15 protein-coding genes and 1 pseudogene are annotated in these 15,643 nt (G+C 51.6%); 10 read left to right on the top strand and 6 right to left on the bottom strand.

The annotated features are described in order from the left end of the window. Positions 1 to 9: 9 nt before the first annotated feature. Positions 10 to 1,308: a D-amino acid dehydrogenase gene (locus tag OGV65_RS17150; RefSeq protein WP_141875275.1), complete on the bottom strand. Its 1,299-nt coding sequence runs from the start codon at positions 1,306 to 1,308 to the stop codon at positions 10 to 12. A 322-nt stretch (positions 1,309 to 1,630) separates the two neighbouring features. Between OGV65_RS17150 and OGV65_RS17145 the strand changes: the two genes are divergently transcribed. Continuing rightward, positions 1,631 to 3,163 carry a SpoVR family protein gene (locus OGV65_RS17145; protein WP_003833557.1) on the top strand — a complete coding sequence of 511 codons (1,533 nt, stop codon included), beginning with the start codon at positions 1,631 to 1,633 and terminating at the stop codon, positions 3,161 to 3,163. Positions 3,164 to 3,238: 75 nt separating this feature from the next. Here OGV65_RS17145 and fadR read toward each other — a convergent pair whose 3' ends face one another. After that, a complete protein-coding gene (gene fadR / locus OGV65_RS17140; protein WP_016153370.1) occupies positions 3,239 to 3,958 on the bottom strand; it encodes a fatty acid metabolism transcriptional regulator FadR in 720 nt (239 codons plus the stop codon). A 236-nt stretch (positions 3,959 to 4,194) separates the two neighbouring features. On the opposite strand from fadR, the gene nhaB reads away from it, so the two are divergent. The 3 genes from nhaB to OGV65_RS17125 all read left to right on the top strand — a co-directional run bounded on the left by nhaB (position 4,195) and on the right by OGV65_RS17125 (position 6,863). After that, positions 4,195 to 5,739, top strand: a complete 1,545-nt coding sequence (gene nhaB / locus OGV65_RS17135; RefSeq protein ID WP_181221714.1) for a Na(+)/H(+) antiporter NhaB — start codon at positions 4,195 to 4,197, stop codon at positions 5,737 to 5,739. Between the two features lie 141 nt (positions 5,740 to 5,880). Further along, positions 5,881 to 6,411, top strand: coding sequence for a disulfide bond formation protein DsbB (gene dsbB, locus OGV65_RS17130; RefSeq protein ID WP_049282152.1), 531 nt, complete (start codon positions 5,881 to 5,883; stop codon positions 6,409 to 6,411). 110 nt (positions 6,412 to 6,521) lie between these two features. Next, positions 6,522 to 6,863 (top strand): TehB family protein, encoded by a 342-nt coding sequence (locus OGV65_RS17125; protein WP_286455253.1) that lies wholly within the window; start codon positions 6,522 to 6,524, stop codon positions 6,861 to 6,863. 29 nt (positions 6,864 to 6,892) lie between these two features. On the opposite strand, the gene ycgN is transcribed toward OGV65_RS17125, so the two are convergent. The 3 genes from ycgN to OGV65_RS17110 all read right to left on the bottom strand — a co-directional run bounded on the left by ycgN (position 6,893) and on the right by OGV65_RS17110 (position 8,454). Further along, complete coding sequence (gene ycgN / locus OGV65_RS17120) at positions 6,893 to 7,339, bottom strand: cysteine cluster protein YcgN (RefSeq protein WP_016153373.1); 447 nt, start codon at positions 7,337 to 7,339, stop codon at positions 6,893 to 6,895. A 92-nt stretch (positions 7,340 to 7,431) separates the two neighbouring features. After that, complete coding sequence (locus OGV65_RS17115; RefSeq protein ID WP_016156786.1) at positions 7,432 to 8,091, bottom strand: fumarylacetoacetate hydrolase family protein; 660 nt, start codon at positions 8,089 to 8,091, stop codon at positions 7,432 to 7,434. A gap of 69 nt (positions 8,092 to 8,160) precedes the next feature. Further along, positions 8,161 to 8,454, bottom strand: coding sequence for a YcgL domain-containing protein (locus tag OGV65_RS17110; RefSeq protein ID WP_016153375.1), 294 nt, complete (start codon positions 8,452 to 8,454; stop codon positions 8,161 to 8,163). A 126-nt stretch (positions 8,455 to 8,580) separates the two neighbouring features. On the opposite strand from OGV65_RS17110, the gene minC reads away from it, so the two are divergent. Genes minC through minE form a run of 3 tightly spaced genes read left to right on the top strand, consistent with a single transcriptional unit; the run spans position 8,581 to position 10,394 of the window. Further along, positions 8,581 to 9,288, top strand: a complete 708-nt coding sequence (gene minC, locus OGV65_RS17105) for a septum site-determining protein MinC (RefSeq protein WP_049282151.1) — start codon at positions 8,581 to 8,583, stop codon at positions 9,286 to 9,288. Between the two features lie 23 nt (positions 9,289 to 9,311). Next, positions 9,312 to 10,124, top strand: a complete 813-nt coding sequence (minD, locus tag OGV65_RS17100) for a septum site-determining protein MinD (protein ID WP_003020956.1) — start codon at positions 9,312 to 9,314, stop codon at positions 10,122 to 10,124. Positions 10,125 to 10,127: 3 nt separating this feature from the next. Further along, complete coding sequence (gene minE, locus OGV65_RS17095) at positions 10,128 to 10,394, top strand: cell division topological specificity factor MinE (protein ID WP_001185666.1); 267 nt, start codon at positions 10,128 to 10,130, stop codon at positions 10,392 to 10,394. A gap of 86 nt (positions 10,395 to 10,480) precedes the next feature. Here the strand turns inward: minE and OGV65_RS17090 are convergent, their stop codons facing one another. Further along, on the bottom strand, positions 10,481 to 11,398 hold the full coding sequence (locus OGV65_RS17090; protein WP_016153377.1) for a LysR family transcriptional regulator: 918 nt from the start codon (positions 11,396 to 11,398) through the stop codon (positions 10,481 to 10,483). 103 nt (positions 11,399 to 11,501) lie between these two features. On the opposite strand from OGV65_RS17090, the gene OGV65_RS17085 reads away from it, so the two are divergent. The 3 genes and pseudogenes from OGV65_RS17085 (at position 11,502) to yeaW (ending at position 15,611) form a co-directional block, all read left to right on the top strand. Further along, positions 11,502 to 12,584, top strand: a complete 1,083-nt coding sequence (locus OGV65_RS17085; protein ID WP_019076964.1) for a tartrate dehydrogenase — start codon at positions 11,502 to 11,504, stop codon at positions 12,582 to 12,584. Positions 12,585 to 12,839: 255 nt separating this feature from the next. Beyond that, positions 12,840 to 14,441: pseudogene (locus tag OGV65_RS17080) on the top strand (BCCT family transporter). 45 nt (positions 14,442 to 14,486) lie between these two features. Continuing rightward, entirely contained in the window at positions 14,487 to 15,611 is a 1,125-nt protein-coding gene (yeaW, locus tag OGV65_RS17075) for a carnitine monooxygenase, oxygenase subunit YeaW (protein ID WP_003833746.1), read from the top strand. Positions 15,612 to 15,643: the final 32 nt, after the last annotated feature.

Below are 15,643 nucleotides of genomic sequence, written 5' to 3'. Positions count from 1 at the left end.
ACGTCCTTATCAGTTATGTGCGCCATGTAAATGCCGTGGACGAGATGGGGTAAACCCCGGGCTGTAACGCGCCACGCTCAGATCGTCGTAAGGAATGGCTGGTGTGCGGCCAGACAGAATGTCGCTCAGCAACTGACCCGAACCGCAGGCCATGGTCCAGCCCAGCGTGCCGTGGCCGGTATTAAGCAGTAGATTCTTAAAGCGCGTTCGCCCGATCACTGGCGTACCGTCCGGCGTCATCGGACGCAGCCCGGTCCAGAAGGTTGCCTGCTCCACATGCCCACCGCGTGGGAAGAGATCGCGAACGACCATCTCCAGCGTTTCACGGCGGGGTTGCAGCAATTCCGTATTGAAGCCGACAATCTCCGCCATGCCGCCAACGCGAATACGGTTATCAAAGCGGGTAATGGCGATTTTGTAGGTTTCATCAAGGATCGTTGAAACCGGCGCACCGTCATCTTGCGCCACCGGAATGGTCAATGAATAGCCTTTGAGCGGATAGACCGGAATATCAACGATCCCCTTCAGCATCGCCGTAGAGTACGAGCCGAATGCCATCACATAGGCATCGGCTTTGATTATCTCCTCGCCACACTGAACGCCATAAATCTGCTCACCATCGCTCAGCAGCTTATCGACCGGAGTATTAAAGCGAAATTTCACACCCGCCTGCTCCGCCATCAGCGCCAGACGCTGGGTAAACAGCTGGCAGTCACCCGTTTCGTCATTCGGTAAACGCAGACCGCCGGTCAGCTTGTGTGCCACTTCCGCCAGCGCCGGTTCAACTTCCGCCAGACGGCTTGCTTCCAGGAGCTGATACGGCACGCCGGCGTCTTCGAGGACGGCGATGTCGCGGGTCGCGTTCTCATACTGTTGAGCGGTACGGAACAGTTGCAACGTTCCGCCCTGGCGTCCTTCGTACTCGATACCGGTAGAGGCGCGTAGCGCTTTCAGGCAATCACGGCTGTATTCCGCCAGTCGCACCATCCGGCCCTTGTTTTCCATGTAATGGCTGGTGTCGCAGTTGCGTAGCATCTGCCACATCCATTTCAACTGGAACTGCGTCCCGTCGAGGCGAACGGCCAGCGGCGCATGGCGCTGAAACATCCATTTAATTGCTTTAAGCGGGACGCCTGGCGCCGCCCAGGGTGCTGCATAACCTGGAGAGATTTGCCCCGCGTTCGCCGCACTGGTTTCCAGTGCCGGACCGGGCTCACGATCAATGACGGTGACTTCGTGTCCAGCCTGACTTAAGTACCAGGCGCTGGTCACGCCAACGACACCACTTCCCAGTATGACAACTCGCATAGCCACTCCGTTAACAGTAAAAGAACAATCATCTAATTACATCTTGATAACTCAGTTGAAAATATTATTCAACATATGGCTTTTTTATGGTGACTTATCTCACATATGGCGGTGATGGCGGGGAACTCCCTGCTTTGGTATCTCCTGCTGTGCGTTATTTTTATCCAGCATAAAATTTTGCGGTCATACCGTTTTTCGACGCCTCGCTAACAAGAAATCGCAAAGAAAAAATTTCAGCCGCAGCACGTTTTTTAACACCATGATCTATGCTTGAAATGAGGTACTCCAGACAGAGAGTGCCGCCAACAATGAGGGTGCGCGAATGGCTACGATTGATTCCATGAACAAGGACAGCACACGGTTAAGCGATGGACCCGACTGGACGTTTGATCTGCTGGATGTCTATCTGGCGGAAATAGACCGCGTGGCGAAACTCTACAGACTGGATACCTACCCGCACCAAATCGAGGTGATCACCTCCGAACAAATGATGGACGCTTACTCCAGCGTCGGGATGCCAATCAACTATCCGCACTGGTCGTTTGGTAAAAAATTTATTGAAACCGAGCGTTTGTATAAGCATGGTCAGCAGGGGCTGGCCTATGAGATTGTTATCAACTCCAATCCGTGTATCGCGTATTTGATGGAGGAGAACACCATCACCATGCAGGCGTTGGTGATGGCGCATGCCTGCTACGGACATAACTCCTTCTTTAAAAACAACTATTTATTCCGTAGCTGGACGGATGCCAGCTCCATCGTTGATTACCTGATCTTCGCGCGAAACTATATTACCCAGTGTGAAGAGCGTTACGGCGTGGATGAAGTCGAAAAGCTCCTCGACTCCTGTCACGCGCTGATGAACTACGGCGTGGATCGTTACAAACGCCCGCAAAAAATCTCCCTACAGGAAGAGAAAGCCCGACAGAAAAGCCGTGAAGAGTATCTGCAAAGCCAGGTAAATATGTTGTGGCGTACGCTGCCGAAGAAAGAGGAAGAGAAAACCGTTGCGGAAGCCCGACGTTATCCTTCTGAACCGCAGGAGAATCTGCTGTATTTCATGGAGAAGAACGCCCCGCTGCTGGAATCCTGGCAACGCGAAGTGCTGCGCATTGTGCGCAAGGTCAGCCAGTATTTTTATCCGCAGAAACAGACCCAGGTGATGAACGAAGGGTGGGCCACTTTCTGGCATTACACCATCCTTAATCACCTTTATGACGAAGGTAAAGTCACCGAACGGTTTATGCTGGAGTTTTTACATAGCCATACCAATGTAGTGTTCCAGCCGCCGTACAACAGCCCGTGGTATAGCGGCATAAACCCCTATGCCCTGGGTTTTGCCATGTTCCAGGATATTAAACGAATTTGTCAGTCGCCTACCGAAGAGGACAAATACTGGTTCCCGGATATAGCGGGTTCTGACTGGCTGGAAACCCTGCATTTCGCGATGCGCGATTTCAAAGATGAGAGCTTCATCAGCCAGTTCCTGTCACCGAAGGTTATGCGTGATTTCCGCCTGTTCACCGTGCTGGATGACGATCGTCATAATTATCTGGAGATTTCCGCGATTCACAACGAGGAAGGATATCGTGAGATCCGCAACAGGCTGTCGTCGCAATATAACCTGAGCAACCTTGAGCCGAATATTCAAATCTGGAATGTCGATCTGCGCGGCGACCGCTCGCTCACCTTGCGCTATATTCCGCATAACCGCGCTCCGCTGGATAAAGGACGCAAAGAGGTGCTCAAGCATGTGCACCGGCTCTGGGGTTTTGACGTGATGCTGGAGCAGCAGAATGAAGACGGCAGTGTGGAACTGCTGGAGCGTTGCCCGCCGAGGATGAACGGTCTGTAAATCTTATTGCCGCATGGCGACGCGAAAACGTCTTATCCGGCCTACAATCCATTTCGTAGGCCGGATAAGCTGCGATTAGCGCCCCTGAATAGCTAAATCGCCCGGCAGGTTTTTCTGCATACGATGCCAAATTTCGCCGCTGTCGTGACCATAGCGACGCACCGTTTCATATACCTGCTCATGAGCACCCTGATCACAAAGTTCTGACAGCTTACGGTAAAAGCTCAGCGCCAGCGCGCGGGCTTCCGGATTGGCAAAATAATGGCGGCCAATACGGGTATATAATCCCTTCATTCCATTGAGGATCAAACCGTAAATCGGATTGCCAGAGGCAAATGCCAGGCCGCGGAAAATGTTGTAGTCCAGATCGGCGAAAGCATCAGCATGGTCGGCCACCTGATTTGCCGTTGCCAGAACCTCCTGCGCTTTATCAGGATGCTGGCGAAATGCGGTACGAACAAAGATCGTCGAGATGTTGGTACGCACGGACAGCAGATTATCAATAAGCTGCGGCACGCTCTCGTGATCGAGACGCGCCAGCGTTTCAAGGATATTTAGCCCGGAGGTTTCCCAGAAGTTATTCACCTTCGTCGGCTTGCCGTGTTGAATGGTCAACCAGCCGTCCCGCGCCAGACGCTGTAATACCTCGCGTAACGTGGTACGTGTCACTCCAATCAGTTCAGAGAGTTCACGTTCAGCAGGCAAAATAGTGCCAGGTGGGAAGCGGTTATTCCAGATACTTTCAATGATGTACTCTTCCGCGAACCCAGCCGGGCTTTGCGCCTTAATGACCATAGTGATAATTCCATTACACAGCAAAACATAGTTACAGTTATCATACCAGACGGGCTACATGGCTGATAGCTGACGCAATGAAGAAAAAGTGGATCAAGGCTTCATTTTCCAGATTACGCTGAAGCACAGCCAGCCTTGTCCGTCGCGTGAATAGCTTGCCTGTACTCCCTCCTCCCGCTAAGCTTTGCGGTCAAACATAAAAACATGATTTCATTTTTAAAGGTAGGGAAATCACCATGGAGCTATCATGGGGCCGCGCTATGTGGCGCAATTTTTTAGGTCAATCACCTGACTGGTACAAACTTGCACTACTCGTATTCTTAGTCGTTAACCCGGTTATATTTTTCATCAATCCCTTTATTGCGGGCTGGCTGTTGGTGGCCGAGTTCATTTTTACGCTGGCGATGGCGTTAAAATGTTACCCGCTGCTACCAGGCGGGCTGCTAGCCATCGAGGCGGTCATCATCGGCATGACCAGCGCCACACATGTGCGTGAAGAGGTTGCCGCTAACCTTGAGGTGCTATTGCTGCTGATGTTTATGGTGGCTGGCATCTACTTTATGAAGCAGTTGCTGCTGTTTATTTTCACCCGCCTACTGCTTACGATTCGCTCCAAGATGCTGCTGTCGCTGGCATTTTGCGTTGCCGCCGCCTTCCTTTCTGCATTCCTGGATGCGCTGACCGTCGTTGCCGTGGTAATCAGCGTAGCGGTTGGTTTTTATGGTATCTACCATCGCTTCGCCTCTTCCCGCACGGAAGACAACAATATGCTCGATGATAGCCATATCGATCAGCACAATAAGATCGTACTGGAGCAGTTCCGTGGTTTTCTGCGCAGCCTGATGATGCATGCGGGTGTCGGTACAGCGTTAGGCGGCGTAATGACTATGGTCGGCGAACCGCAAAACCTGATTATCGCCAAAGCGGCTGGCTGGCATTTTGGTGACTTTTTCCTACGCATGTCGCCGGTCACCGTCCCGGTGCTGATTTGCGGCCTGTTAACCTGCATGCTGGTTGAGAAATTGCGCTGGTTTGGCTATGGCGAAACGCTGCCGGAGACCGTCCGCGATGTCCTGCAACAGTTTGACGATCAAAGCCGTCAGCAGCGTACTCGTCAGGAAAAAATCAAACTGATTGTCCAGGCGATTATCGGTATCTGGCTGGTGGTTGCCCTGGCCCTGCATCTGGCGGAAGTCGGATTAATCGGTCTGTCCGTCATTATCCTGGCCACGTCGTTGACCGGCGTTACTGACGAACACGCGATTGGTAAAGCGTTTACCGAGTCGCTGCCTTTCACCGCCCTGCTGACCGTGTTCTTCTCTATCGTTGCGGTGATTATCGATCAACAGCTCTTTTCACCGATTATTCAGTTTGTTTTGCAGTCCTCTGAACATGCTCAACTGACGCTGTTCTATCTCTTTAACGGCCTGCTGTCTTCTATCTCGGATAACGTGTTTGTCGGCACCATCTACATTAACGAAGCCAAAGCCGCGTTGGAACATGGGACCATCAGCCTTAACCAATTTGAGCTGTTAGCGGTGGCGATCAATACCGGGACTAACCTGCCTTCCGTTGCTACACCAAACGGCCAGGCGGCATTCCTGTTCCTGCTGACCTCTGCGCTGGCGCCATTAATTCGACTCTCTTATGGCCGCATGGTGTGGATGGCTCTGCCTTATACTCTCGTCCTGACGCTGGTTGGTCTGCTTTGCGTCGAGTTCACGCTTGTTCCGGTGACTGAGTGGATGACCCAGGCGGGCTGGTTAGCTACACTTTCATAACAATTTACCGGGCAAATCACTGCCCGGTTTGACTTTTTGCATGATAATTATCCGATTACTCAAATTTTCAATTCCTGCTAGTGGCGCATAAATTGAATTGGTTTAAACTGCGCTCTCTACGCATGTTGCAGGGAAATTATTATGTTGCGATTTTTAAACCAGTGCTCCCGAGGTCGTGGTGCATGGTTATTGTTGGCGTTAACCGCCTTTGCGCTGGAGCTTGTCGCGCTGTGGTTCCAGCACGTCATGCTGCTAAAACCTTGCGTGTTGTGTATTTACGAACGTAGCGCATTATTTGGCGTGATGGGCGCGGGGCTGGTGGGGGCTATCGCACCAAAAACGCCGCTGCGCTATGTGGCGATGATTATCTGGATTTACAGTGCCTGGCGCGGACTGCAGTTAGCGTATGAGCACACCATGATTCAGTTGCACCCATCACCGTTTATGACCTGTGATTTTGCCGCACGCTTCCCGAGCTGGCTGCCGCTGGACAAATGGCTGCCGCAGGTGTTTTTAGCATCCGGTGACTGTGCTGAACGCCAGTGGTCTTTTTTAACCCTGGAAATGCCACAGTGGCTGTTGGGGATCTTCGCCGCTTACCTGGTGGTCGCCGTGCTGGTAGTCCTAGCACAGCCGTTTAAACCGAAAAAACGTGACCTCTTCGGTCGCTAACAGAGACGCTCCTTCGGGAGCGTTTTTTTTGCCTTAAATTCATTGCCTGCTGGCATCTATAAGATGTATATTAAATACATCTTATAGATGCCACACCAAGGAGATGTCTGATGTCCCATTTACGCATCCCGGCAAACTGGAAAGTAAAACGCTCTACTCCCTTCTTTACCAAAGACAACGTCCCGGCAGCACTTCTTTCTCACCATAACACCGCAGCAGGCGTGTTTGGACAGCTCTGCGTGATGGAAGGTACGGTAACGTATTATGGCTTTGCCAATGAAGACGCAAAAGAACCTGAAGTGAAAGTGGTGATTAATGCCGGTCAGTTCGCGACCAGCCCACCGCAGTACTGGCATCGCGTTGAATTAAGCGACGATGCGCAATTCAACATTAACTTCTGGGTGGAAGATGACAACCACTCCGATGAGATATATCAGGCGAAAAAGTCTTAACCCTTAACGCCTGCTAATCGATGGGCGGCTCAGTCCGCCCATGAAGGTTTGTTCAGGATATGATCCTGCCAGTCACGCACTTCCGACTCTTTCACCGCAATATGACGAACTGAGATACGTTCACCGTGCATCGCCGCTTTTGATCCTGTCAGCAACGGGTGCCACTCCGGCAGCCCTTTTCCTTCTGCGAGCAGACGATAGGCGCAGGTCATCGGCAACCATTCAAAAGTCGGCAGATTATCACGCGTCAGTTTGATGCAGTCAGGCTCGTACTCGAATCGACGTTCGTAATTACGACACTGGCAGGTTTTAATGTTGAGCTGACGACAGGCGACGTTGGTAAAGTAGATTTCGTCAGTGTCTTCATCCATCAGCTTATGCAGGCAGCATTGACCGCACCCGTCACATAATGACTCCCACTCGGCATCGGTCATTTCATCAAGGGTTTTACTTTGCCAGAAAGGTATGTCGCTCATCAGGGTTTCCGCTATTGCAATAAAGCTGCACCTTATAACCAGTCTGGCACGCTGATGCAAGTTTTGCCGCCCGAAAAGGCGGCAAGCAGAGATTACAGCACGCGGGTTGTTAGCGTTTGACCGTGAAAACTGATGGCCAGTTCGTCGCCGCTGCTTAAAGGTCCCACGCCTGCTGGCGTTCCCGTTAGCACCACATCGCCCGCTTTGAGGGTAAAGAAACGGCTCATATAAGCAATCAAGGGAACGATGTGATGGATCATGTCCGCCGTGGAGCCGTGCTGGCGAGTTTCACCGTTGACCGTTAATCCAAGCATCGTATCCTGCGGATCGCCATTAAATTCCGCCACCGGAATAAATCCAGACAGCGGGCAAGAATTATCAAAACCCTTCGCTTTTTCCCATGGCTGCCCCGCTTTCTTCATTTTGCCCTGAATATCGCGCAGGGTCAGATCCAGCGCGACACCATAACCGGCGATGGCTTTGCGCACATGATCTTCTGTCGCTTGCCGCAGGGTCGCGCCAATCAGCACAGCCAGCTCAACTTCATGGTGGACAGACCCCATATCAGATGGGATCACCAGCGGCTGGCGCAAATCGCACAGCGCGGTTTCCGGTTTAATAAACAGAACCGGTTCTTCCGGGGTGGTTCCGCCCATCTCTTTAATATGGTTAGCATAGTTACTCCCTACGCAAACCACCTTACTCACCGGATAATCCAGCAGAGCACCATGCCAGTTGTGATGTTGATACATTACTTTCCCCTAACGTAGTCATAGATTTCAGGTACTGCATCGATGGAACGTGCTGCTGCCGGATGCAGTTTAACGTTTAGCGTCTGGTGTATTTTGTTTTGCCGCTGCCAGATGCTGTTTAAGTAAATCTTCTGGCGGCGGGGGTATTTGTAAATAATAGCCCTGCTCGGTCAGGGCCTGTTTTACTTTTTCAAGATCGGCATTAACTAATTTTTTACGCCCATCAAGCGGTAACATCATTGCCAGCGTCGGCTGACCAAATCCTCTCATCAGTTCTTCAGGAACGCGCGAGAAATCGTCTTTTTTTTCGACATATAAATAGGTCTGGTCACGTTTGCTGCTTCGGTAGATCACACAAAACATATCTTTTACTCTGAATTCACGGAATGGTGGCTTGCCTCAATATAATACTGACTATAACATGCCTTATAGTCTTCGGAATATCACCCCGCGCTGGGGATGATAAATAGCAAATTGAGTAAGGCCAGGATGTCAAACACGCCAATCGAGCTTAAAGGCAGTAGCTTCACCTTATCAGTGGTTCATTTACATGAAGCAGAACCCGAGGTTATTCGTCAGGCGTTGGAAGACAAAATCGCGCAGGCACCGGCTTTTTTAAAACATGCTCCCGTGGTGGTTAACGTGAGTGGTCTTGAAAGCCCGGTAAACTGGTCAGCGCTGCAGAAAGTGGTCGCGTCTACCGGATTGCGCATTATTGGCGTTAGCGGATGCAAAGACGCCAGACTAAAGGCAGAAATCGACGAAATGGGTCTTCCTTTACTGACTGAAGGTAAAGAAAAAGCTATTCGTCCTGCGCCTGTTGAGGTCCCGGCTCCCGTCGCTTTGCCGCAAAACGTTACTCCCATCACAAAAACACGATTAATAAATGTGCCGGTTCGTTCCGGTCAGCGCATTTATGCTCCACAATGTGATCTGATTGTTACAAGCCACGTCAGTGCGGGCGCAGAGCTTATCGCTGATGGCAATATTCATGTTTATGGAATGATGAGAGGCCGTGCGCTGGCAGGTGCAAGCGGCGATCGTGAAGCGCAAATTTTTTGTACCCATCTGACGGCAGAACTGGTGTCTATCGCAGGTGTTTATTGGCTGAGTGATAAAATCCCAGCAGAATTTTATGGCAAAGCGGCCCGTCTGCAATTAGCAGAGAACGCTTTGACAGTTCAACCGTTGAATTGATCCCTTTTTAACAAGGAATTTCTATGGCACGCATTATTGTTGTTACTTCGGGTAAAGGGGGCGTTGGCAAAACCACCTCCAGCGCGGCCATCGCTACAGGTTTGGCCCAGAAGGGAAAGAAAACTGTCGTTATTGATTTTGATATCGGCCTGCGTAACCTCGATCTGATTATGGGTTGTGAACGCCGCGTCGTTTACGACTTCGTCAACGTTATTCAGGGCGATGCGTCGTTAAATCAGGCGTTAATCAAAGATAAGCGTACCGAAAATCTCTTTATTCTTCCGGCCTCACAGACTCGCGATAAAGACGCGCTGACGCGTGAAGGCGTCGCGAAAGTTCTGGACGACCTGAAAACGATGGAATTCGATTTCATCGTCTGCGACTCCCCAGCGGGTATTGAAACCGGCGCGCTGATGGCCCTGTATTTTGCCGATGAAGCGATTATCACCACTAACCCGGAAGTCTCCTCTGTACGTGACTCTGACCGTATTCTGGGTATTCTGGCGTCGAAATCTCGTCGTGCGGAAAACGGTGAAGATCCGATTAAAGAGCATTTGTTGCTGACGCGCTACAACCCTGGCCGCGTAAATAAAGGTGACATGCTGAGCATGGAAGACGTACTGGAAATTCTGCGAATCAAGCTGGTTGGCGTGATTCCTGAAGATCAGTCAGTCCTGCGCGCGTCTAACCAGGGTGAGCCGGTTATTCTCGACATCAATGCTGATGCCGGTAAAGCCTATGCTGATACCGTAGACCGTCTGTTGGGAGAAGAACGTCCTTTCCGCTTCATTGAAGAAGAGAAGAAAGGTTTCCTCAAACGCCTGTTCGGAGGATAAGTTATGGCATTACTGGATTTTTTTCTCTCGCGGAAAAAGAGCACAGCGAACATCGCTAAAGAGCGACTGCAGATTATTGTTGCGGAACGTCGTCGTAGTGACGCCGAGCCACATTATTTACCGCAACTGAGGAAAGATATTCTCGAGGTTATCTGCAAGTATGTACAAATTGATCCCGAAATGGTCACCGTACAGCTTGAACAAAAAGACGGCGATATTTCTATCCTCGAACTTAACGTGACATTACCTGAAGCTGAAGAGTCTAAATAACGGCTTTGCTCAGTGAGTTATAGTTGCAAAAAAGGCAGATTATTCTGCCTTTTTTATTTTCAGTTTCTTGCCAGGCTGTTGCGGATTTATTCCAAAGTAAACTTTGGATAGTTTTCGGCAAAATAGCGGCGCAAATACTCAACCGTAATACGGATTTTTGCCGACGTCGCCAGCCGAGAAACATAAACCGCCCATATATTTGCTGGTTGATAATACTCGGGTAATACGTGTACCAGATGTCCACCGGCAATGTTATCGCAAACGTCCCACCACGAACGCAGGGCAATTCCCTGCCCATCAAGACACCACTGATGTACCACTTCGCCATGATTAGACGACAGAGGCCCCGTAACTTTAATTGAGTGAGCGCCCTCTTTATTACGCATTTGCCAGATACCAAACGGATGGTCGCGCTCTTTGATAACCAGACAAGGAAAAGTGGAGAGATCGTTGAGTTGCTTCGGCGTCCCGTGCTGCGCCACAAATTCCGGCGAAGCGCACAGAATACGGTAGTTAGTCGCCAGCTTGCGGGCAATCAGGTTCGGCGCGATATCATCCCCGATACGAATATCAAGATCGACGCCCTCATTCACCATATCCACCAGGCGGTCTTCAACATCGAACCTCAGTTCTAACTGCGGGTACGCTTTTGCCAGCGCAGACAGCGCCGGAGCCACCACCCGACGGCCAAAACCAAAGCTACTAATAATGCGTAGCATCCCCTGCGGGATCTGCCTGGCATCAGACAACTCGTCCATCATCTGATCAACATCCTGCAGGATCCGCTGCGCCCATTCGTAGATCCGCTCCCCCTCTTCCGTGATGGTTACACGCCGCGTTGTCCGGTGCAGCAGCACCACGTTCAGTGTCTGCTCCAGCAGGGCTACTCGCTTACTGATAAAAGCCGGTGATACACCCAGTTCCTCGGCAACGGCGGCAAATCCTGCCCGACGGGCAACCAGCATAAAGACGCGTAAATCATTTAGCAGCGGCAGATTATTCATGATCTGTGTTTTATGTTTCACCAGTTAGGGGGATTAACTATTAATCAGTCAATTATAGGATAAGGGGAAAGTCAATTTTGATGGCGTACAAGTGAGAGCTGCTATGAAGAAAACCTGTCGTATTGCCGCTATCCCCGGAGATGGCATTGGTAAAGAAGTGCTGCCTGAAGGCATTCATGTGTTACAGGCAGCCGCCGAGCGTTGGGGGTTGTCGCTCAGCTTTGAGCAAATGGAATGGGCCAGCTGCGAGTACTACACCCATCACGGCAAAATGATGCCGGATGACTGGCATGAGCAGTTGCAATCCTTTGATGCTATCTATTTTGGCGCCGTTGGCTGGCCGGACACCGTACCGGACCACATCTCTTTATGGGGCTCGCTGCTTAAGTTTCGCCGCGAATTCGACCAGTACGTCAACCTGCGTCCGGTACGCCTGTTTCCGGGAGTCCCTTGTCCACTGGCGGGCAAGCAGCCAGGCGACATTGATTTCTACGTCGTACGCGAGAACACCGAGGGAGAATACTCTTCTCTCGGCGGACGCGTGAGTGAAGGAACGGAACACGAGGTGGTTATCCAGGAGTCGGTCTTCACCCGTCGCGGCGTGGATCGTATATTGCGTTACGCCTTCGAGCTGGCGCAAAACCGCCCGCGCAAAACCCTGACCTCGGCGACCAAATCCAATGGTCTGGCCATCAGCATGCCTTACTGGGACGAGCGTGTTGAAGCAATGGCGGCTAACTATCCTGAGATCCGTTGGGATAAACAGCATATCGATATACTGTGCGCCCGCTTTGTGATGCAGCCGGAGCGCTTTGACGTTGTGGTTGCTTCCAACCTGTTCGGCGACATCCTCTCCGATCTGGGTCCGGCCTGTACCGGGACGATTGGCATCGCGCCTTCTGCCAACTTAAACCCGGAACGCACCTTCCCGTCCCTGTTCGAGCCGGTGCATGGTTCGGCCCCCGATATTTACGGAAAAAACATCGCCAACCCGATTGCCACTATCTGGGCTGGCGCCATGATGCTGGACTTCCTTGGCAACGGTGATGCCAACTATAAGGCTGCCCACGACGGTATTCTGGCGGCAATTGAGCACGTTATTGCCAGCGGCCCGAAAACGCCGGATATGAAAGGCAGCGCCACCACGCAACAGGTGGGAGAAGCCATCTGTCAGGCACTACGTTAGAGGTCAAACCACGAAATATGAGCCGCGTCACTGACGCGGCTTTTTTATGCGTTTTGTGGAGCCAATAACCTGCGCTAATTCACCTTTTATTATTTCCGTTCCGTGTTTTATTGCTTCACGCATCGGGCAATTGTTTAATCCATGTAAAGAACAAATAATAAAATTGTTAAATACAAAGTAACTCATTCTACCCCTACAGCATGATAACAACGACAGGCTAATGCCATACGCGGGCAACTGTGCCCAGGAGATCCCATGTTGAGCAACGTCAAGAAAAAAGACATGCCGCTGATAGCCATCAGCCTGGTGGCTATTCTTTTCATCGCCGCCACACTTAGTCTCTTCCCTCAGCAGTCTGCACAAGTCGCAAATACCCTTTTTAACGGCGTTACCCGGATGCTGGGTTCCGCCGTGCAGATCCTCGTTCTGATGGCTATGGGTCTGGTCGTCTGGCTGGCTACCAGCAAATACGGCAATATCCGTCTGGGAGAAGGTAAAGCGGAATACAGCACGCTCTCCTGGCTGTTTATGTTTATATGCGCCGGATTAGGCTCCTCCACGCTCTACTGGGGCGTTGCTGAGTAGGCCTATTATTACCAGACCCCGGGTCTGAATATCGCGCCGCACTCGCAAAAAGCGCTAGAATACAGCCTGCCCTATTCCTTTTTCCATTGGGGGATCAGCGCATGGGCGACCTACACGTTGGCCTCATTAACCATGGCCTACCACTTTCATGTGCGTAAAAACAAAGGACTGAGCCTGTCCGGGATTATCGCCGCCATTACCGGCGTGCATCCGCAGGGCGTCTGGGGTCGCCTGGTTGACCTGATGTTCCTGATCGCGACAGTTGGCGCGTTAACTATCTCTCTGGTCGTCACCGCCGCCACCTTTACTCGCGGTTTGTCTGCCCTGACGGGGTTACCGGATAACTTCACGGTGCAGGCGTTTGTGATCCTGTTCTCTGGCGGCATTTTCTGCCTGAGCTCCTGGATTGGTATCAATAACGGTTTGCAACGTCTGAGCAAAATGGTCGGCTGGGGGGCATTTTTACTGCCGCTGCTGGTGCTGATCGTCGGCCCGACCGAATTCATCACCAATAACATCATTAACGCCATCGGCCTGACGACACAAAATTTTTTGCAAATGAGCCTCTTCACCGACCCGCTTGGCAACGGTGAGTTCACCCGTAACTGGACGGTGTTCTACTGGCTGTGGTGGATCTCCTACACGCCGGGCGTGGCAATGTTTGTCACTCGCGTATCTCGTGGTCGCAAAATCAAAGAGGTTATCTGGGCATTAATCCTCGGTAGCACTGTTGGTTGCTGGTTCTTCTTTGGCGTGATGGAAAGCTACTCCATTCACCAGTTTGTGAACGGCGTGATCGACGTACCGCAGGTTATGGCGACGCTGGGCGGTGAGACAGCCGTACAGCAAGTGTTGATGTCGTTGCCTGCCGGGAAACTGTTTCTGGTGGCGTATCTGGCGATCATGATTATATTCCTCGCCTCACACATGGATGCTGTGGCCTACACCATGGCGGCTACCAGCACGCGCAACCTGCAGGAAGGGGAAGATCCGCAGCGCAGTCTTCGTCTGTTCTGGTGCGTGGTTATCACCCTGATCCCATTATCGATTTTGTTCACCGGCGCGTCCCTGGAAACCATGAAGACCACGGTGGTTCTGACCGCTCTTCCATTCCTCGTCATCCTGTTAGTGAAGGTTGGCGGTTTTCTGCGCTGGGTACGGCAGGACTATGCCCACGTTCCTGCGCATCAAATTGAAAGTCATCTTCCCGAAGCGCCAGTTGACGTCCCGGTCGCGCCACCGGCCGGGACACTACTCAAAGGCGACAATTAAGCGCCAGTACAAAAATCCTCTTACTCACAAATTAAAGGTATTCCAATGAGCAATCTGAGCCCTGAGTTTATTCTGCCGCAAAATTTCTGTGCCAACCCGCAGGATGCCTGGACTATTCCGGCCCGGTTTTATACCGACCATCAGGCTTTCGAACACGAACAAGAAAAGGTGTTTGCTAAAAGCTGGATTTGCGTCGCCCACAGTAGCGAACTGGCGAAACCCAATGATTATGTTACCCGAGAAGTGATTGGCGAGAATATCGTGCTGGTACGTGGGCGCGATAACGTGCTGCGGGCCTTCTACAACGTCTGCCCGCATCGCGGTCATCAGCTGTTGAGCGGCGAGGGGAAAGCGAAAAATGTGATTACCTGCCCTTACCACGCATGGGCGTTCAAACTTGACGGCAATCTGGCGCATGCGCGTAACTGCGAAAACGTCGCCAACTTCGACAGCGAAAAAGCGCACCTTACACCGGTACGCCTGGAAGAATATGCCGGATTCGTGTTTATTAACATGGATCCGAACGCGGGCAGCGTGGAAGAACAACTCCCTGGTCTTGCGGACAAAGTTATCGAAGCCTGCCCAGACGTGCATGACCTGAAACTTGCTGCGCGCTTTACGACTCGTACCCCAGCCAACTGGAAGAATATCGTCGATAACTATCTGGAGTGCTACCACTGCGGTCCGGCCCATCCAGGTTTTTCCGACTCGGTCCAGGTTGACCGTTACTGGCATACCATGCACGGCAACTGGACGCTGCAATACGGTTTCGCCAAACCTTCAGAGCAGTCATTTAAGTTCGAAGAAGGGGTTGATGCCGCTTTCCACGGTTTCTGGCTGTGGCCGTGCACCATGCTCAACGTGACGCCAATCAAAGGCATGATGACCGTTATCTACGAATTCCCGGTAGATGCGGAAACCACGCTGCAAAACTATGACATCTATTTCACCAACGAAGAGCTGACCGAAGAGCAGAAACAACTGATCGAATGGTATCGCAACGTCTTTCGTCCTGAAGATTTACGTCTGGTTGAAAGCGTACAAAAAGGGCTGAAATCGCGCGGGTATCGCGGCCAGGGACGCATTATGGCGGACACCAGCGGCAGCGGCATCTCCGAGCATGGCATTGCCCATTTCCATAATCTGGTCGCCCAGGTTTTTCAGGAATAACCCGGGGCTTTTACGACAGGTTCCGGCGCGTC

This window comes from Citrobacter sp. Cb004 (genome assembly GCF_030337065.1).
Classification (GTDB): Bacteria; Pseudomonadota; Gammaproteobacteria; order Enterobacterales; family Enterobacteriaceae; genus Citrobacter; species Citrobacter braakii.
Note: the sequence above shows the minus strand (reverse complement) of the source record. Positions and strands in the feature narration are given on the sequence as shown.